The organism is Streptococcus mitis (genome assembly GCF_946190325.1).
Taxonomy (GTDB): domain Bacteria; phylum Bacillota; class Bacilli; order Lactobacillales; family Streptococcaceae; genus Streptococcus; species Streptococcus mitis_CF.
Genome location: NZ_CAMHZR010000001.1, coordinates 446,862 through 461,975 on the forward strand (window position 1 = coordinate 446,862; position 15,114 = coordinate 461,975).

Sequence of the window (15,114 nt, forward strand, 5' to 3'; positions counted from 1 at the left end):
TCCCTCTAGCTCCTTTCAGGTTTAGCTGATGGCTTGAAGCGCTGCAATAATGGCTTGGCAGATCGCCGCCCCAATAACACCCATAGCGCCACCATTAATCATGGCATTTGCCCCTTTTTCCTGGCGCATAGAGTCATTGTTGTTACGACCACCAAAGAAGTCAATAATTCCTAAAAGAACCCATACAAGTCCTGTAATACCAACGACTGCTTGAATAATTTGAAAAACTTTAACTGCTGTATCCATAAGATTTAATCCTCTTTATCCTCTTTCTTTTTTGTAATTTGTAAATGTTTAATTGCATCTGCAAGGACGACCATTTCGTCCTCAAAAAGTGTGACACCCTTGCCAACTCGTGAATGGTCATCTTTCCATGACCGTATATCATATTTTGGCTCGGCATCATTCCATGAAATAATGTTTAGTTCCTTTTGCCATCCTCTGTCATTCTTTGATAAGACGGCAATCGTCTCAATGATTTTAAAGCGTATAGGCTCATTATTATCTTTTGTTGGTTGACGGTTGGACTGGATTTTCTTTTGTTGGTCTTCAAAACTTTCTTTCCAACCTTTGTCATTTTCCCAATCCGTCATAAATTTCCTCCTGTGCTTCGTTTTCTAGTGCGGTGATAGCCCGTCCCTGTAAGTCTAAGCACGTTGGTCATTCCAAATCGACATCTTCTCGCAACCAAAATTCCATTTCGTTCTATTGTGCGAATTGCGGAAAAAACGTCTTTGTATTCAATCTTTAGATCAACGTACATATGCTTTCCTGCAACATAGGCTTTTCTTGATACTGTGCCATACTTTGGTTTTAACTTCAGTATTTCACCACTATCAAGATAAGCAGAAGCACCACCTTCACGTCCTAATTGTTTTAAGTCTCTGATGCAAACGTCATTGTTTGCAAGGTCTTCAAATTTATTCATTCTTTCTCTCCATTTCGAATAAATTTAGGTTGATTTACACCCATGCTGTATAACTTCCTTTTGGTTATATCTGTATTTCTTGCGCACCGTTTATGGTCAAAACGACAAACCCGCGAAAATGCGAATTGTGACTGAGGCTAGAGTCTAGCTTTACACTCCGCCCCCAATTTTGTATCTCATAGTCACGCTGTATCAGGGCAGAGGGGGTATTCTATTGTCAATGTTCCTGGTAGTTTATCGACTTGCCAAGGTCAAATCAGATTATACTGAAAAGAAAACTATATATTTTGCTGTCTTTTTGCTTGTTGTTTCCTTATGTTTTGATTCCATTCAGCAACTATGCCATTAAAGACATACTCAGCAATCCTCTCCGAGGAGCTAGCATATTTCATATTCTCTAAAGCGTATGCATAGCGGTCATCAAAATGTATCATCGCATAATCTGCGGTAGCCTGTGAGAAGTTTTCTTTTAGTAACTGGTCATGAACCAAGTTCCAAATATAATCTCGGTCGTACTTAGTCGCCTTATCAACTTTTCGGGAAAGGTTGACTCTATTTTTTACTTCAGAATTTTGAGGGGCTTTCTCTTCTTCCTCCTCTAAACTAAACTCAGGCTCACTAAACTCAGGCTCACTAGAATCAGTATCATTAGGTTCTGAAATTCCGAAGTCTTGAATTCTGTTTTCCAGAGTTCCAGAATTCGGAATTTCAGAATTCTGGAAGTCGGAATTTCCGAATTCCGCTGGTATCAAGGGTTTAGCCTCATTTTCAACCTTTAAAGAACCAAGATAAATCAAATTTGGTTTGTTTAAACCTTGGCGAACTTCTTCGAGTAGGTCATATTTTTTCAGCTCTTTTTTCAGCTTAATAACCTTATCTTTTCCGTAACCTAACATCTCTCCAATTTCTTCAACGGTAAAGATGAAATAGATATTTCCATCAGCATCAATCCAGTTGTTTTTTACTGATAGCTCAAATCTATCCTTTAGGATGGCATAAAGCAATTTAGACTCAGCAGACATCTTTTTATAGAGTTCAGACTCAAAAAGCAACTTTGGTACACGGAAGAATCTTTCTCCGTTATTAACCTGTGCAAGTGAGATTCTTTCCATACCTAAACCTCCCTAAATCTAAGGTCACCTTTTGAGTTAAAAGCAATCAATCCAAAAGATTCTAGTTCTTTAATGTTGTCTATTAATTCTTGACGGGTTATCCCTGTCTGTTTCATCAAGAATGAAACAATCAATTCACGTGTTTCTTTTTCTTTTGATGTCATTTGTGACCTCCTGAGAATAAATCGAGAAAAACAAAAGAGAACGCTATTCACGTTCTCTCAATGTTATTTATTCAATTCTCCCAATTCAGGACACATACACGAACATTCCACTTGACTTCATGAGATTATTTTTCACGAATGACTTCAACCTTGTAGCCATCAGGGTCTTTAACAAAGTAATAGTTCGGTGCAGTTCCTGGTAGACCATTAGGCGCCGTTACTTCATAGCCTTTGTCGCTATGTTCTTTATGAAGAGCTTCAAGATCAGGGGTACTGAGAGCGATATGGGCAAACCCATCTCCAACCACATAAGGACCGTGATCGTAATTGTAAGTCAACTCCAACTCATAGTCGTCACCCTCAAGTCCTAGATAGACAATCGTGAAGGCATGATCTGGAAAATCTCTGCGACGCAATTCTTTAAAACCAAAAGCATCTTGATAGAATGCAATTGATTTTTCAAGATTTTCTACTCGCAAGCAAGTATGTAGCATTTTTGAAGCCATATTTTTCTCCTTTATTTTTAAAAAGACTGGGACAATCCTGTTCCAGTCTTATCAGTTATTATTTACCAAGTTTTGCTTTAGCTGCATCTGCAAGAGCTGTGAAAGCTGCTGCATCGTTAACAGCCAAGTCAGCAAGCATTTTACGGTTAACTTCGATCTCAGCCAATTTCAAACCATGCATCAATTGTGAGTATGAAAGTCCGTTCATACGAGCTGCCGCATTGATACGAGTGATCCACAATTTGCGGAAGTCACGTTTTTTCTGACGACGGTCACGGTATGCATAGTAGTAAGAGTTCATTACTTGTTCTTTTGCAGTACGGAACAAGATGTGTTTAGCTCCATAGTAACCTTTTGCTAATTTAAGAATACGTTTACGACGTTTGCGTGATACAACGCCACCTTTAACACGTGCCATGTTTTATTTCCTCCAAATATTTCCTAGAATTGTTTACTTACAGTCAAGCTATTATTTCAAGCGAGTAAGCATTGCTTTGATACGTTTGTAATCTCCTGAATGCACCATAGATGCTTTACGAAGATGACGACGTTGTTTCTTAGTTTTTCCGTGGAAACGGTGAGAAGTGTAAGCACGGAAACGTTTAAGTCCACCAGAACCTGTACGTTTGAAACGTTTAGCTGATGCGCGGTGTGTTTTTTGTTTTGGCATGATTTTTTCTCCTTTATTTAACTTTCTGACAATTATTTTTTGTCAGTCGCTGGCGCCAATTGCATGAACATTTGACGTCCATCCATTTTAGCACGTTGTTCGATGATTGCAATATCTTGAGTTGCTTCAGCAAACTCGGCTAAAACTTTTGCACCAATCTCTTTATGGGTAATCATACGACCCTTAAAGCGAATAGATACCTTAACTTTATTTCCTTTTTCAAGGAATTTGCGTGCATTGCGAAGTTTTGTATCAAAGTCACCCTTGTCAATCGTTGGACTTAGACGAACTTCTTTCACAGTAACAACACTTTGTTTTTTACGTTGTTCTTTTTGCTTCTTCTGGTACTCAAATTTGAACTTACCGTAGTCCATAATTTTTGCAACAGGCGGTTTGGCTTGGGGTTGAATCAATACTAGGTCAACATTAGCGTTATCAGCCAAAGCTTGCGCTTCACTGAGTGGCTTGATGCCTAGCTGTTCTCCTTCAAGACCAATTAAGCGAACTTCACGTACACGAATCTCATCATTGATGAATAAGTCTTGCTTTGCTATGGTTTTCACCTCTTTTGTTTTATTAGAGAAAAACAATAGCGGACTCGTAAATATACAAGCCCGCACGTTATGATAGCGTTTCTTAGAAACTTTTCATCCGTAGGGCCAGGCAACTTGATGTCACAAGGCGAGAAGCTCTCACTTCTGCTTTTCTCAACTTTTATATGATATCAAGTTTTCTAGCCCTTGTCAAGATAAAAAGTTAATTTTTTGAAAAGTTTGTGTTTGTATTTTGGCTTGGTTTTCGAATCAAAAAGAGAGAATCAAGTTGATTCCCTCTCTATGTTAGTTTTTACTTATTTTCCCTATAGGAAAGCTAGGATCTATTAAAAAATTCTTTTTTCTGTGAACTTCCCCATCTTTCGATAAATAGAATCCCCACTAACAAAAGGATAATCAGGCAAGGAAGTAAGACCATTCCCATACTCCAATTCAGATTGACATTATCAATTTGCTTAGGTAATCTTCCAGACAAAATCTCCACTGAACGTAAGTAAGTAAAGGGAATCAGATGTGCAATCTTTTGAAGAGGCTGAATTGTTTGGATGCCAAACAATAAGCCAACAATTCCAATGAGTGAAAGAAAGAGGACAGGCATTTTTTGCTTGAAAAAGTAAGCAATCAAGTACACTACTTCCACAATGACGATAAAGGCTAAGAAAGCTAATAACAAGCCAGGAAATAACATATCTTGTATCTTTCCAATAGTTACCTCTTGATTCACTAAGCTATAAATCGGGTAGGGATAATCTAACTGTCCAAAACCACTTATCAGACTTCCCACTAGAAAAGAAAATCCGCTGATTCCGATAAACAGCACAGTTACATAGCCCACTCCAACTCCAAGGGAGGACATGGCAAATGCCACTTTTGAAAAAGGATATAACTGAGCTGTGTCCAGATGATTTTGATATCTTTCTGCAAATAGTTGCGTTAGCATAAAAATAATAGCAATCACAAACAAGGTTGGGATGATAGCCTCTAAAATCCAGATAATCTGATCAATCCCGTGGGTCGGAAACTCCAAAGTATGTGCTTTTATGTTCAAGGGATACAGGGCTTGGTAAATCTTTCGTTGGCGGTCAACCGCCATTTTAAAGTCAGAGCTAATAGTCGGGTTATTTGATATCATTTCATAATTCTTCTCTTCATCTTGCCACTGCAAATAGTAGGCTTCTTTCCATCGCCCTTCTTTTAATAAAGTCAGAATTTCTGTCTTTTGAGTCGAAAGATTTTTTTGCCCGTCTAAAGTATTTTTAGCAATCTGGTATTCCTCCGAGCTGGTATCAGATATTTGGGAGAGTTTCTCTTCATATTCATTGATGATTCTCTCATCTTTTACAAGACTGGTTTCCAACTCTCTCTCCAAACTGACGGAGTTTGCAGTCTGACTATTAAAATAAAAGGTAACACCGAGTCCAGATACAAATAAAGCTAAGATAATCCAGTTTAAGCGACTTTTGAAAACTTTTTTTAATAAAAATAGACTAACATCTTTCATAAACTAAACCTCTTCTATTTGCCCCTGATGAATGGTTACTACTCTATCGCAGACATCAAGCAACTCTTCCTTATAGTGGGAACTTAAAAGAACCAGTTGTTCTTGTCTATCGATTTGAGTCAGCCTATCAAAAAACTTCTGTCGATAATACTCATCTAAGCCATTTGTAATCTCATCCATGAGCCAGCATTTCGCTTGACTGAGGAAATACATGGCAATCACCAAGCGTTGCTTCATGCCTAAGGAATACTTGCGAATGGGAAGGCTGATATAGTCCGACATTTCCCAATAGGCAATTTCATCCCTCAAGTTCAGACCTGACTTCCAGATGTTTTTGATAAGACGAAGGTAGTCCATCCCACTTAAGTTTCCATCCAGCCATTCAACGCTTTCATAATAAAATAAAGAAGGAGGGGCTGCGATATTTCCACTACTTATAGGAATTAAATTGCTAATGGCGCGGAACAGGGTCGTCTTTCCAGAGCCATTGATAGCAAGAATACCATAAATCCTACCCTTTTCAAATGTAAAATCAACATCTTGTAAGATGACTTGTCGCGTTTTTAAAGTCACATGAGTAAGCTGCAACATATCTAGCCCTCCTTTTCATCACTCTTTAAAGACCAATAATCATAAACTAACTAATTAAACGATTTTTGCTAATTTTTAATGGTTTTATATCATTAATATTGAATACGCTTTCATTATATCGTTTTTATCATTATTATGCAACAGATTTTTAGTTTATTTTACTAATATATAATATTTGTCCTTCCTATCGAACACTTTCGATTTTCCAATTTTTCCAACCTTTAAAGCGTATAGCTCCTTGCTGATCAGTTCGGTAAACTTTACTATTGATATCTTCCAGTCGGGTCAAGGTTTCCTGATGGGGGAGTTTCGTTCGATTGTTCTTTCCAACTGAAATGAGAGTAAACTCTGGTTTGAGTGTTTCTAGAAAGGCTAAACTTGATGAGGTTTTAGAGCCATGTTGGCTTGCTTTCAAGACATCCACCTCTAGGTCAGGATAGTGCTTCAGCAAGTCCTTCTCTCCTTTCTCCTCCAAATTTCCAGTGAAAAGGAAGTTTTTATCCAATAGTTTTCCATACAAAACCAGGGAATCTTCATGACCTCCGTCTCCAATTTTCCTTGGAGATAGGACTTCTAACTGACTTCCGAAAATTGGCAAATTCTCTCCCATTGTCACACTACGCACCTTGGTTTGAGTTGCCTGTAGTTCTGCAACAAATTCCTTCTGTTTCAGACTGCCTTTTGACACTAAAATTTCCCCTACATGGAAAGCCTTGGTCACCTCCAACAAATCTCCAACATGTTCCTTGTCCGTATTGGTCAAAATTAGCTGGTCAATCTTGGATACTCCGCGACTTTTGAGATAGGGGATCAAAGTTCGCTGGGCATTGCTGGTCGTCGTTTTTTCTTGCCATTTTTCGATTTTCTTATCAGATTCTGCCTTGCCACCTACATCTATGAGAATGGTTTTCCCAGTTAAATCCCGTAAGAAAATACTTTCACCTTGCCCAACATCCAGCATAGTAATTTCATTTTCCAGTGGATGCTTGGTCAAGAAAAAGAGACCCGTAATCAATAAGCTCAATACTGCTAGCCTTTTAATGTTTTTCCTCAAATCATAGACCAAAGCCAAGGAAATTAACAATAGAATTAAAAGCCATGCATTGGGTTGTCCAAAGACAAGCGGTCTACTTGCCACCTGTGATACAAAGCGAATCATTCCCTCCAACCATTCAAAAATAAAATTAAGCTGAATGACTGGATAGAGAAAAGAAAGGACAAATAAGATAGACAAGAGCGGTAAGAAGACCAAGTCAAATAGAAAGGAAAAGACAAAGGTTAAAAGAATGGACCAAGGTTGAAATTCCGCAAAATAGAAGGATAGAATGGGCAATATGCCCAAGGAGATGACTAGACTCTCTCTAGCAACAGCCTTGAGCCCCTCCCCTTCTTTGCTGGTCATGGTCAAGATAAAAGCATAAGCGCAGGACAAGACTCCTCCTGCTGTCAAGAAAAAGTTGGGCATGATGATAAAGAGGACAAGCACCGTCAGGGCAAAATTATCCAAACCCTTAACACCATGTTGAGCCAGTAACTTCTGCAAGAGACTGCGAATGACTGATGCTGAAAACCCTGTCAGTCCTGCATAGATAAGGGAAAAGGGATAGGTCAGCCATTTCAACTTTTCTTGGGTCAAGCCCAATCGCAAGAGAAGTTTCTTAAATCCATCCATGAAAAAGCCTACCTGCATCCCCGACAAGGCAAAGAGGTGGATAATTCCTAGACTAGAATAAAGCTCATTCATCTCCTCAAAGTCAGTGTCCAGATGTCCTAATAGAAGCCCCGTCATGTAATTGCGCATAGGATCTGGAAAATGTGTCTTAATCCAAACCACAGCCTTTCGGCGTAAACTGGATAGATTTTCTCCTATATCCCAACTGCCAACCTTTTGAAGTGACTGGATTTTTTTGATATTGAGAGTCTGGTAAATTCCCTGAGTCTTCAGATAAGCTTGGTAGTCAAAGCCACCAAAATTTCTCTGCCCTTCTGGCTCTGAAAGTTTTCCTTCTAGTTCTATCTCATGAAGGTCTGTTAAATCTTGAAATTGTTCTTTCTCCTCCTCGGATTGGAGTTTATAATAGACTTGAAAAATGCGTCCATCAGACTTGCCACGAAAGGATAGACTATCACCATTGACCTTAATAGTGTCAGGCAAAATCCGTACCCTCTCAACAGAATCCGCTAGGTTATGACTAGCTTGACTCTGTTGCCAATTTTGAAACAGAAACCAAAAACCAAAGACTCCACAAATCACTAGAACTTTACCTGCTAATTTCCAAGGAAATTGGAAAAAGAGACAGACGAGCAGAAAAATAAAACCTAGCAATGCGAGATAGGATGCAGAAAAAATGGTGTAGTAAAGCCAAAGTAACAGAAAACTAAGGTAAATTAGGGGAATAGAGAAATTCTTAATCCACTGTAACATAATCTTTTAGCTTTTCTATGTTCTTGGCACCAATGCCAGAGACTTTCTTGAGTTCATCGACCGACTTGAATTTCCCATTTGCCTCACGATGGTCGATAATATCCTGAGCTCGTTTTCCTCCCAGACCCTTGACTTGCTTGAGTTCTTCCAGACTAGCCTTGTTGAGATTGACCTTCTTTTCTTTGCTCGTCGAAGAAGCTGTCCCAGAACCTGCCTGCTGACTAGCTGATTCTTCTCCCTTAGATGGAACGTAAACCAGAGCCTCATCACTAACTTTCTGAGCTAGATTGAGCGACTTGCTGTCTGCTTGCTCTGTCAAGCCACCAGCTTTCTGCACAGCATCATTGACCCGACTTCCAACTGGTAAATCATAAATCCCTGGTGATTTGACAGCACCTTTCACATCTACTGTGATTAGATCTTGTTCAAGGGATTCTTCCTTTTCTTCCTTCTTCACTTCCTTTTCGGTTAATGAATCCTTGGAAACAGCTGCAACTTCTGCCTGCAAATTCGTTTCCTTGACAGGTGTGTGTGGAGCTGGTTTTAGTAGGAAAAATCCTCCTACAAGCAAGCCCAGACCAGTACAGATGACGATGATTTTATACTCTTTGATTTTCTCGATAATTGCTTCCATATTTTCTCCTCTCTTAGATTATTCGTAAGAGAAAGAAAAAACAGTCGAAAATTTCTTTTCAACTGCTTATTTATTTGCAAAATAGTCTTCCTTGGTCAAGACATAATGAACTCTTGTAACGATTCGGCCTTCTTCATGCTGGTCCATACAAGCATATGGTTCTTCGTGGGAAAAACGCATTCCTGATTTCTCCATGACCTTTCCTGACGCGGGATTAGCCTTATCGTATAAAGCAACTAACTTATTCATTCCTATCTTCTCAAAAGCTAGCTCAATCACAGCACGATTGGCTTCTGTCGTCAAACCTTGATTCCAATACTTTTTATTGATAATGTAGCCAATAGCCGCCTTCTTAAGAGCAGGATCAATCTTGTGCAAATCAATGGTTCCGAGAAATTTGCCATTGCTTTTTAGTTCTATTCCCCAGCGTCCCAAGGGATTGGCCAAGTAGAACTGACCAATATTATTCTTAGTTTCTTCCAAGCTTTGATTGGTTGGAAAAGTGTAACGCGTATTTTCTCTGTCCGAGGCATACTCAAACATTTCTTCCGCATCATCCAAGGTTACAGGTCTAAGCAATAAACGCTTAGTCTCCACTATGGGATACTGAGCTAGTTTTAAAAAAATTGATTCCATACGTTTCTACCACTTGAAACCTTTCTAATCTAATACAAGGATATTGAATGAAACATTTAAAACGCAAATTTATAGTAGATTGAAATAAAATATGAACAAATCGATTAGGAAAGTCAAATTTATTTCTAGAAATATTTTAGCAATCACGACGTACTATTCTAACTTCAATCTACTATAGACTTAACATTGAGATAACTTTAAGTACAAAAGAACTATCCTTCAGATAGAGGTTGAGTATCTAATTCTTCGCGCTCTTCATTTTTAACTGGTACTGGTTCATAAGCTCGGATAATCTGAGCGACAACAGGATGGCGAACCACATCCTTGGCTGAAAAATGAACAAAGTCAATCTGATGGATATTCTTGAGTTTCTCTTGGGCATCAATCAAACCGGACTTGACATTACGTGGCAGGTCAATCTGACTGATATCTCCATTGACAATCATCTTAGAATTAAAACCTAAACGCGTCAAGAACATCTTCATCTGCATGATGGTCGTGTTTTGCGCCTCATCGAGAATGACAAAGGCATCATCCAAGGTTCGTCCACGCATGTAGGCAAGAGGTGCAATCTCGATAATTTCACGCTCCATGAGACGAGTTGTTTGGTCTTTCCCCAGAATCTGATACAAGGCATCATAAACAGGTCGAAGGTAAGGATCTACCTTCTCTTTAAGATCACCCGGAAGAAAACCTAGACTCTCGCCAGCTTCCACTGCCGGGCGTGTTAGGATAATCCGCTTAACCTGACCACGTTTAAGAGCTGTCACCGCCAAGGTCACTGCAAGAAAGGTCTTCCCTGTACCTGCTGGCCCAATTCCAAAGGTCACATCATGCTGTTTGACACTGTCCACATAAAGTTTTTGACCCAGTGTTTTGACACGGATAGGCTTCCCAGTATTATCCTTGATGATTTCTTCTTCGTAAAGGGCGACAAACTTATCAATTTCATCGTTTTTGACCATGCTAATTGCAGTCACCACATCTGGCGTCCCAACCGTCATCCCACGATTCACCAAAACCATCAAGGCTTGGATAATCTGACGGGCTTCCTCACATGCAGCTTCTTCTCCCAAAACCTGCACAATCTCCGTACGGGCATGAATCACAACATCAAGCTCTTCTTCCATCAAACGAAGATGGCGTTCATTGGAACCAAAAAGATGAAACAGGTCATCTGGATGACTCAGTTGAATGTCTATTGAATGTTCCTTCAAATAAAGAACCTCTCTAATCCTTTTATTTCTTTTTATTATAGCAAAGGGGCGGAGAAATTACTAGCCCAAACCCAGTGAATCATGCTAGTGTTCTAAGTATTCTTGCCAGATAGCGTCAAAGTCTCCTAGGTTAAAAGAGAAACTGGCATGCTCTTCCAAAAAGCGACTCACCTCATCAAAATCATCGGTGTGTTTTGGGAAGGAAGACTCTTCAAAAGCTAGGTCTGCCAAGATAGCTTTGGGACTATTACTTTTAGGATTGCGCTCAGTCATAAGCCAAGTGTAAAATGATTTTCTCATATGTCTCCCTAAATCAACTCTGTCCCAAACTGGTCTTGCTTGATTTTGCCAGCCTTCATCAAGCCACCAAGTGCCTTCTTGAACTGACCTTTAGAAATACCAAAGGTTGCCTTGATATCGTCTGGAGATGACTTATCATTTAAAGTCATGAAACCACCATTGCTTTCCAAGTAGGTCAAAATCATCTGAGCATCATTTTCCAACATTTCAAAAGAACGTGGTTTAAGGGAGAGGTTCAAGGTACGGTCCACTTCACGAAAACCAATGACACGCGCATCTAACACTTGCCCTAAACGTGGCTCTGCATAGCGCTCACTTGGATGAATGAAACCAAGCATATTATTTTCTGGCAGGTAAACAAAAGTTCCTGACAGCTTGAGGCGGTAAACAATGGCTGGCCAGTTTTGGTTCTGCATGTTGTTGTAGGCAGGACGAGCTAGACGTTGGAAGTCTTCTTGATAGGCCAAGAGGCCCCAGATACGGTCTTTCTTGTCCACTTCAAGACGGATGTAGAGTTGGTCGCCCTTCTTAGGCCAGAGTTCCTTGAGCTCAGGGAGAATATCGAGTGACACAACGATTTCCTTGTCAGGAAGGCCTGTATCCACAAAGACACCCAAGTCCTTACGAACCTCTGTAACACGGCCCCAACCAAATTGGTCCTGAGTGGCAGTCACTTCTAAGGTTGTCAGGCGGAGTTTTTGCTTCATATCCGTGTAGGCAAAACCTTTGACCGTATCCCCCACTGTATGCTGACCTTCTTCCTTAGCAAGAGCATAGGTTTGACCATCCTTTTGCACAAAGTAAAAACGGTCGTTTTCATCGATGATTAGTCCAACGATAAAACTTGCAAGATTTGTATTCATATTTCCTTCTTTCGAATAAAACTCAGCCAGCAATGCCAACTGAGTTTTTCTGTTTATTTTTAGACTTCCAAAAGTTCTTTCTCTTTGTTGGCAGTCATGTCGTCGATGTGTTTAACAGCATCGTCTGTTACTTTTTGAATGTCTTTTTCAAGAGTCTTCAATTCGTCTTCAGTGATTTCTTTTGCTTTTTCTTGTTTCTTAGCTTCGTCCATAGCATCGCGACGGATATTGCGGACAGCCACTTTAGCATTCTCACCGACTTTCTTCACCTCTTTAGCAAGGTCACGACGAGTTTCTTCTGTAAGAGCAGGGATAACCAAACGAATAACAGAACCGTCGTTAGCTGGTGTGATACCAAGATCAGAAGCGTTCAAGGCACGTTCGATGTCTTTCAATGAAGACTTGTCAAATGGTGTCACCAACAAAACACGCGCTTCTGGAATCGTAATTGAAGCAATTTGGTTAAGAGGAGTTTCGACTCCGTAGTATTCTACATTTACACGGTCAAGCAAGCTTGCATTGGCACGACCAGCACGGATACCACCAAATTCACGAGCAAGTGATTGGTGAGACTGGGTCATTCTCTCTTTAGCTTTTTCAATAATTGCGTTAGCCATAATCTTTCTTATTCCTTTTCTTCGATATTATTTGAAACTGTTGTTCCGATATTTTCACCAAATACGACACGTTTGATGTTGCCTGGTTGGTTCATGTTGAAGACAACCAAGTCAATGTCGTTATCCATTGAGAGGGTTGAAGCTGTTGAGTCCATGATACGAAGACCTTTATTGATAACATCTCGGTGGGTCAATTCTTCAAATTTAACAGCTGTCTTGTCCTTCTTAGGATCGGCATTGTAAACACCGTCGACACCATTTTTAGCCATAAGGATGGCATCCGCTTCGATTTCAGCCGCACGAAGGGCCGCTGTTGTATCTGTTGAGAAGTAAGGTGAACCAATTCCAGCACCAAAGATAACGATACGGCCTTTTTCAAGGTGACGAAGGGCACGTCCACGGACATAAGGTTCTGCCACTTGTTGCATAGCAATAGCTGTTTGCACACGTGTATCAACCCCAACTTGTTGCAATGAATCTGCCATCACAAGAGCATTCATAACAGTCCCAAGCATTCCTGTGTAATCTGCCTGAACGCGGTCCATACCTGCTTCTGCTGCAGGTTCACCACGCCAGAGATTTCCTCCACCAATAACAAGGGCAATTTCGATACCTAAGCTATGAACTTCTTGAATCTCTTTTGCGATTGTTTGAACTGTTTGGATATCAATCCCTACGCCACGTTCACCGGCAAGGGCTTCACCTGATAACTTAATTAAAATACGTTTATACTTGGGATTCGCCATTTTCACTCTCCTTTTTTTATCCTACCTATTTTATCACAATTTCTAAGATTTTTATAGTATCATGAGCAATTCTTTGAAAAAAATTAGACAGTCAAAAATTCCTCTAAGTCTCTGAGGGCACGCTCTGCAATTTTTTCATAACGAGCCTTCTTATCACGGATACGCTCGCCTTCCAACTCCTTGATAATACCGAAATTGACATTCATTGGTTGGAAATGTTTGCTATCTGCATGAGTGATGTAATGAGCTAAGCTTCCAATCGCTGTCGTCTCTGGGAAAATAGCTTCACTTTCTCCCTTGAAAAGACGAGCCGCGTTAATTCCCGCAACTAATCCTGACGCTGCTGACTCTACATAGCCTTCCACACCCGTCATTTGACCAGCAAAGAAGAGATTTGGTTGTTTCTTAGAACGGTAAGTCTGTTCAAGAAGATTTGGTGAATCCATATAAGAATTGCGGTGCATAACACCATAACGAACAAACTCCGCATTTTCAAGACCTGGAATCATTTGGAAGACACGCTTTTGTTCTCCCCATTTGAGGTGGGTCTGGAAACCGACGATATTGTATAGGCTACCAGCTGCATTATCCTGACGAAGTTGCACAACCGCATAAGGTGTTTTAAATTCTCCATCACGAGGTCCTGTGTAGTCGTCCGGATACTCAAGACCCACTGGTTTCATAGGTCCATAAAGCATAGTTTTAATGCCACGCTTGGCCATGACTTCGATAGGCATACAGCCTTCAAAATACTTTTCTTTTTCGAAAGAATTAAGCGGAGCTTCTTCCGCATTGACCAAGGCTTCATGGAAATCCATAAATTCTTGCTTGGTCATTGGAGCATTGAGATAAGCAGCTTCTCCCTTGTCATACCGAGACTTGAGATAGACCTTGCTCATATCGATGGTGTTGACATCAATAATCGGCGCTGCCGCATCGTAGAAATAGAAACCATCGCCGTCATTAAGAGCATGAATCTTTTCAGCCAAGGAATCGCTGGTCAAAGGACCAGTAGCGACAACTGTGATTACATCAGTCGGTAATTCTGTAATTTCATCACGAACCACTTCAATCAAGGGATGGTTGGCAACTTTTTCGGTTACCATTTGGGAGAAACCATCACGGTCCACCGCAAGAGCACCACCTGCAGGAACGCGGGTTGCTTCAGCAGATTCCAAGATAACAGAACCCAAGCGACGCATTTCTTCCTTGAGAAGACCAACTGCATTTGTCAAAGCATCCCCACGAAGGGAATTAGAACAAACTAACTCAGCAAAATTGTCTGTTTTGTGCTGGGGTGTTGACTTGACACCACGCATTTCATAAAGTTTAACTGGAATACCACGCTCTGCGATTTGGTAGGCTGCTTCAGAACCTGCCAAACCAGCACCGATAACATTGATATAAGATTGAGACACGACACTAATACCTCTTTGGGAGTGTGAAGACAAGGTTCACATTGAAAAAGCCAATCAAACTTAAGAGTTTTCGAATTTCTTGGCTCAGGATGAAAAAGCCCACAGGACTTACTTCGCTTTCGAGTTTCTTGGCTCAGGCTGAAAAAGTCCCCCGGACTTTTTCACTCCCACAAATCTTTCTAATTTTTTCTTCTACTAGTATAACAAAAAAAGGGAAGAAGGCAAACTTCCC

Annotated in this window: 20 protein-coding genes and 1 other annotated feature; all 20 genes read right to left on the bottom strand. The window is 40.3% G+C overall.

Going from position 1 to position 15,114, the window contains the following annotated elements:
- Positions 1-21: 21 nt before the first annotated feature.
- The 20 genes from N8M95_RS02130 to trmFO all read right to left on the bottom strand — a co-directional run bounded on the left by N8M95_RS02130 (position 22) and on the right by trmFO (position 14,882).
- On the bottom strand, positions 22-246 hold the full coding sequence (locus tag N8M95_RS02130; protein ID WP_247930488.1) for a hypothetical protein: 225 nt from the start codon (positions 244-246) through the stop codon (positions 22-24).
- 5 nt (positions 247-251) lie between these two features.
- Complete coding sequence (locus N8M95_RS02135; protein WP_314725960.1) at positions 252-491, bottom strand: YdbC family protein; 240 nt, start codon at positions 489-491, stop codon at positions 252-254.
- Between the two features lie 98 nt (positions 492-589).
- Positions 590-928 (bottom strand): hypothetical protein, encoded by a 339-nt coding sequence (locus N8M95_RS02140; RefSeq protein ID WP_049477739.1) that lies wholly within the window; start codon positions 926-928, stop codon positions 590-592.
- Positions 929-1,206: 278 nt separating this feature from the next.
- The gene (locus N8M95_RS02145) at positions 1,207-2,040 is read right to left on the bottom strand and encodes a replication initiator protein A (RefSeq protein WP_247930486.1); all 834 of its coding nucleotides are present in this window, start codon (positions 2,038-2,040) and stop codon (positions 1,207-1,209) included.
- A gap of 2 nt (positions 2,041-2,042) precedes the next feature.
- Positions 2,043-2,204 carry a hypothetical protein gene (locus tag N8M95_RS02150; protein WP_020902600.1) on the bottom strand — a complete coding sequence of 54 codons (162 nt, stop codon included), beginning with the start codon at positions 2,202-2,204 and terminating at the stop codon, positions 2,043-2,045.
- 125 nt (positions 2,205-2,329) lie between these two features.
- Complete coding sequence (gene gloA / locus N8M95_RS02155) at positions 2,330-2,710, bottom strand: lactoylglutathione lyase (RefSeq protein WP_084927571.1); 381 nt, start codon at positions 2,708-2,710, stop codon at positions 2,330-2,332.
- Positions 2,711-2,768: 58 nt separating this feature from the next.
- Entirely contained in the window at positions 2,769-3,128 is a 360-nt protein-coding gene (gene rplT, locus N8M95_RS02160; RefSeq protein WP_000124834.1) for a 50S ribosomal protein L20, read from the bottom strand.
- Positions 3,129-3,179: 51 nt separating this feature from the next.
- Positions 3,180-3,380, bottom strand: a complete 201-nt coding sequence (rpmI, locus tag N8M95_RS02165; RefSeq protein ID WP_001125943.1) for a 50S ribosomal protein L35 — start codon at positions 3,378-3,380, stop codon at positions 3,180-3,182.
- A 32-nt stretch (positions 3,381-3,412) separates the two neighbouring features.
- Entirely contained in the window at positions 3,413-3,943 is a 531-nt protein-coding gene (gene infC / locus N8M95_RS02170) for a translation initiation factor IF-3 (protein ID WP_000848180.1), read from the bottom strand.
- A gap of 15 nt (positions 3,944-3,958) precedes the next feature.
- Positions 3,959-4,090 (bottom strand) — a sequence feature (ribosomal protein L20 leader region).
- A gap of 160 nt (positions 4,091-4,250) precedes the next feature.
- Positions 4,251-5,435, bottom strand: coding sequence for a hypothetical protein (locus tag N8M95_RS02175; RefSeq protein ID WP_261116512.1), 1,185 nt, complete (start codon positions 5,433-5,435; stop codon positions 4,251-4,253).
- A gap of 3 nt (positions 5,436-5,438) precedes the next feature.
- Positions 5,439-6,026 (bottom strand): ABC transporter ATP-binding protein, encoded by a 588-nt coding sequence (locus tag N8M95_RS02180; protein WP_261116513.1) that lies wholly within the window; start codon positions 6,024-6,026, stop codon positions 5,439-5,441.
- Positions 6,027-6,210: 184 nt separating this feature from the next.
- Positions 6,211-8,451: a DNA internalization-related competence protein ComEC/Rec2 gene (locus tag N8M95_RS02185; RefSeq protein WP_261116514.1), complete on the bottom strand. Its 2,241-nt coding sequence runs from the start codon at positions 8,449-8,451 to the stop codon at positions 6,211-6,213.
- Positions 8,435-9,085, bottom strand: coding sequence for a helix-hairpin-helix domain-containing protein (locus N8M95_RS02190; RefSeq protein ID WP_261116515.1), 651 nt, complete (start codon positions 9,083-9,085; stop codon positions 8,435-8,437). The genes N8M95_RS02185 and N8M95_RS02190 overlap by 17 nt, the downstream gene beginning before the upstream one ends.
- A 66-nt stretch (positions 9,086-9,151) precedes the next feature.
- Positions 9,152-9,721, bottom strand: a complete 570-nt coding sequence (locus tag N8M95_RS02195; RefSeq protein WP_261116516.1) for a GNAT family N-acetyltransferase — start codon at positions 9,719-9,721, stop codon at positions 9,152-9,154.
- A gap of 212 nt (positions 9,722-9,933) precedes the next feature.
- Positions 9,934-10,938: a PhoH family protein gene (locus N8M95_RS02200; RefSeq protein WP_261116517.1), complete on the bottom strand. Its 1,005-nt coding sequence runs from the start codon at positions 10,936-10,938 to the stop codon at positions 9,934-9,936.
- 84 nt (positions 10,939-11,022) lie between these two features.
- Complete coding sequence (locus N8M95_RS02205; protein ID WP_001232089.1) at positions 11,023-11,238, bottom strand: YozE family protein; 216 nt, start codon at positions 11,236-11,238, stop codon at positions 11,023-11,025.
- An 8-nt stretch (positions 11,239-11,246) separates the two neighbouring features.
- Complete coding sequence (gene cvfB, locus N8M95_RS02210) at positions 11,247-12,101, bottom strand: RNA-binding virulence regulatory protein CvfB (RefSeq protein ID WP_001095445.1); 855 nt, start codon at positions 12,099-12,101, stop codon at positions 11,247-11,249.
- Positions 12,102-12,160: 59 nt separating this feature from the next.
- A complete protein-coding gene (gene frr, locus N8M95_RS02215; protein ID WP_261116518.1) occupies positions 12,161-12,718 on the bottom strand; it encodes a ribosome recycling factor in 558 nt (185 codons plus the stop codon).
- Positions 12,719-12,726: 8 nt separating this feature from the next.
- A complete protein-coding gene (gene pyrH / locus N8M95_RS02220; RefSeq protein WP_000002996.1) occupies positions 12,727-13,464 on the bottom strand; it encodes a UMP kinase in 738 nt (245 codons plus the stop codon).
- A gap of 83 nt (positions 13,465-13,547) precedes the next feature.
- Positions 13,548-14,882 carry a methylenetetrahydrofolate--tRNA-(uracil(54)-C(5))-methyltransferase (FADH(2)-oxidizing) TrmFO gene (trmFO, locus tag N8M95_RS02225; protein WP_261116519.1) on the bottom strand — a complete coding sequence of 445 codons (1,335 nt, stop codon included), beginning with the start codon at positions 14,880-14,882 and terminating at the stop codon, positions 13,548-13,550.
- Between the last annotated feature and the right edge of the window lie 232 nt (positions 14,883-15,114).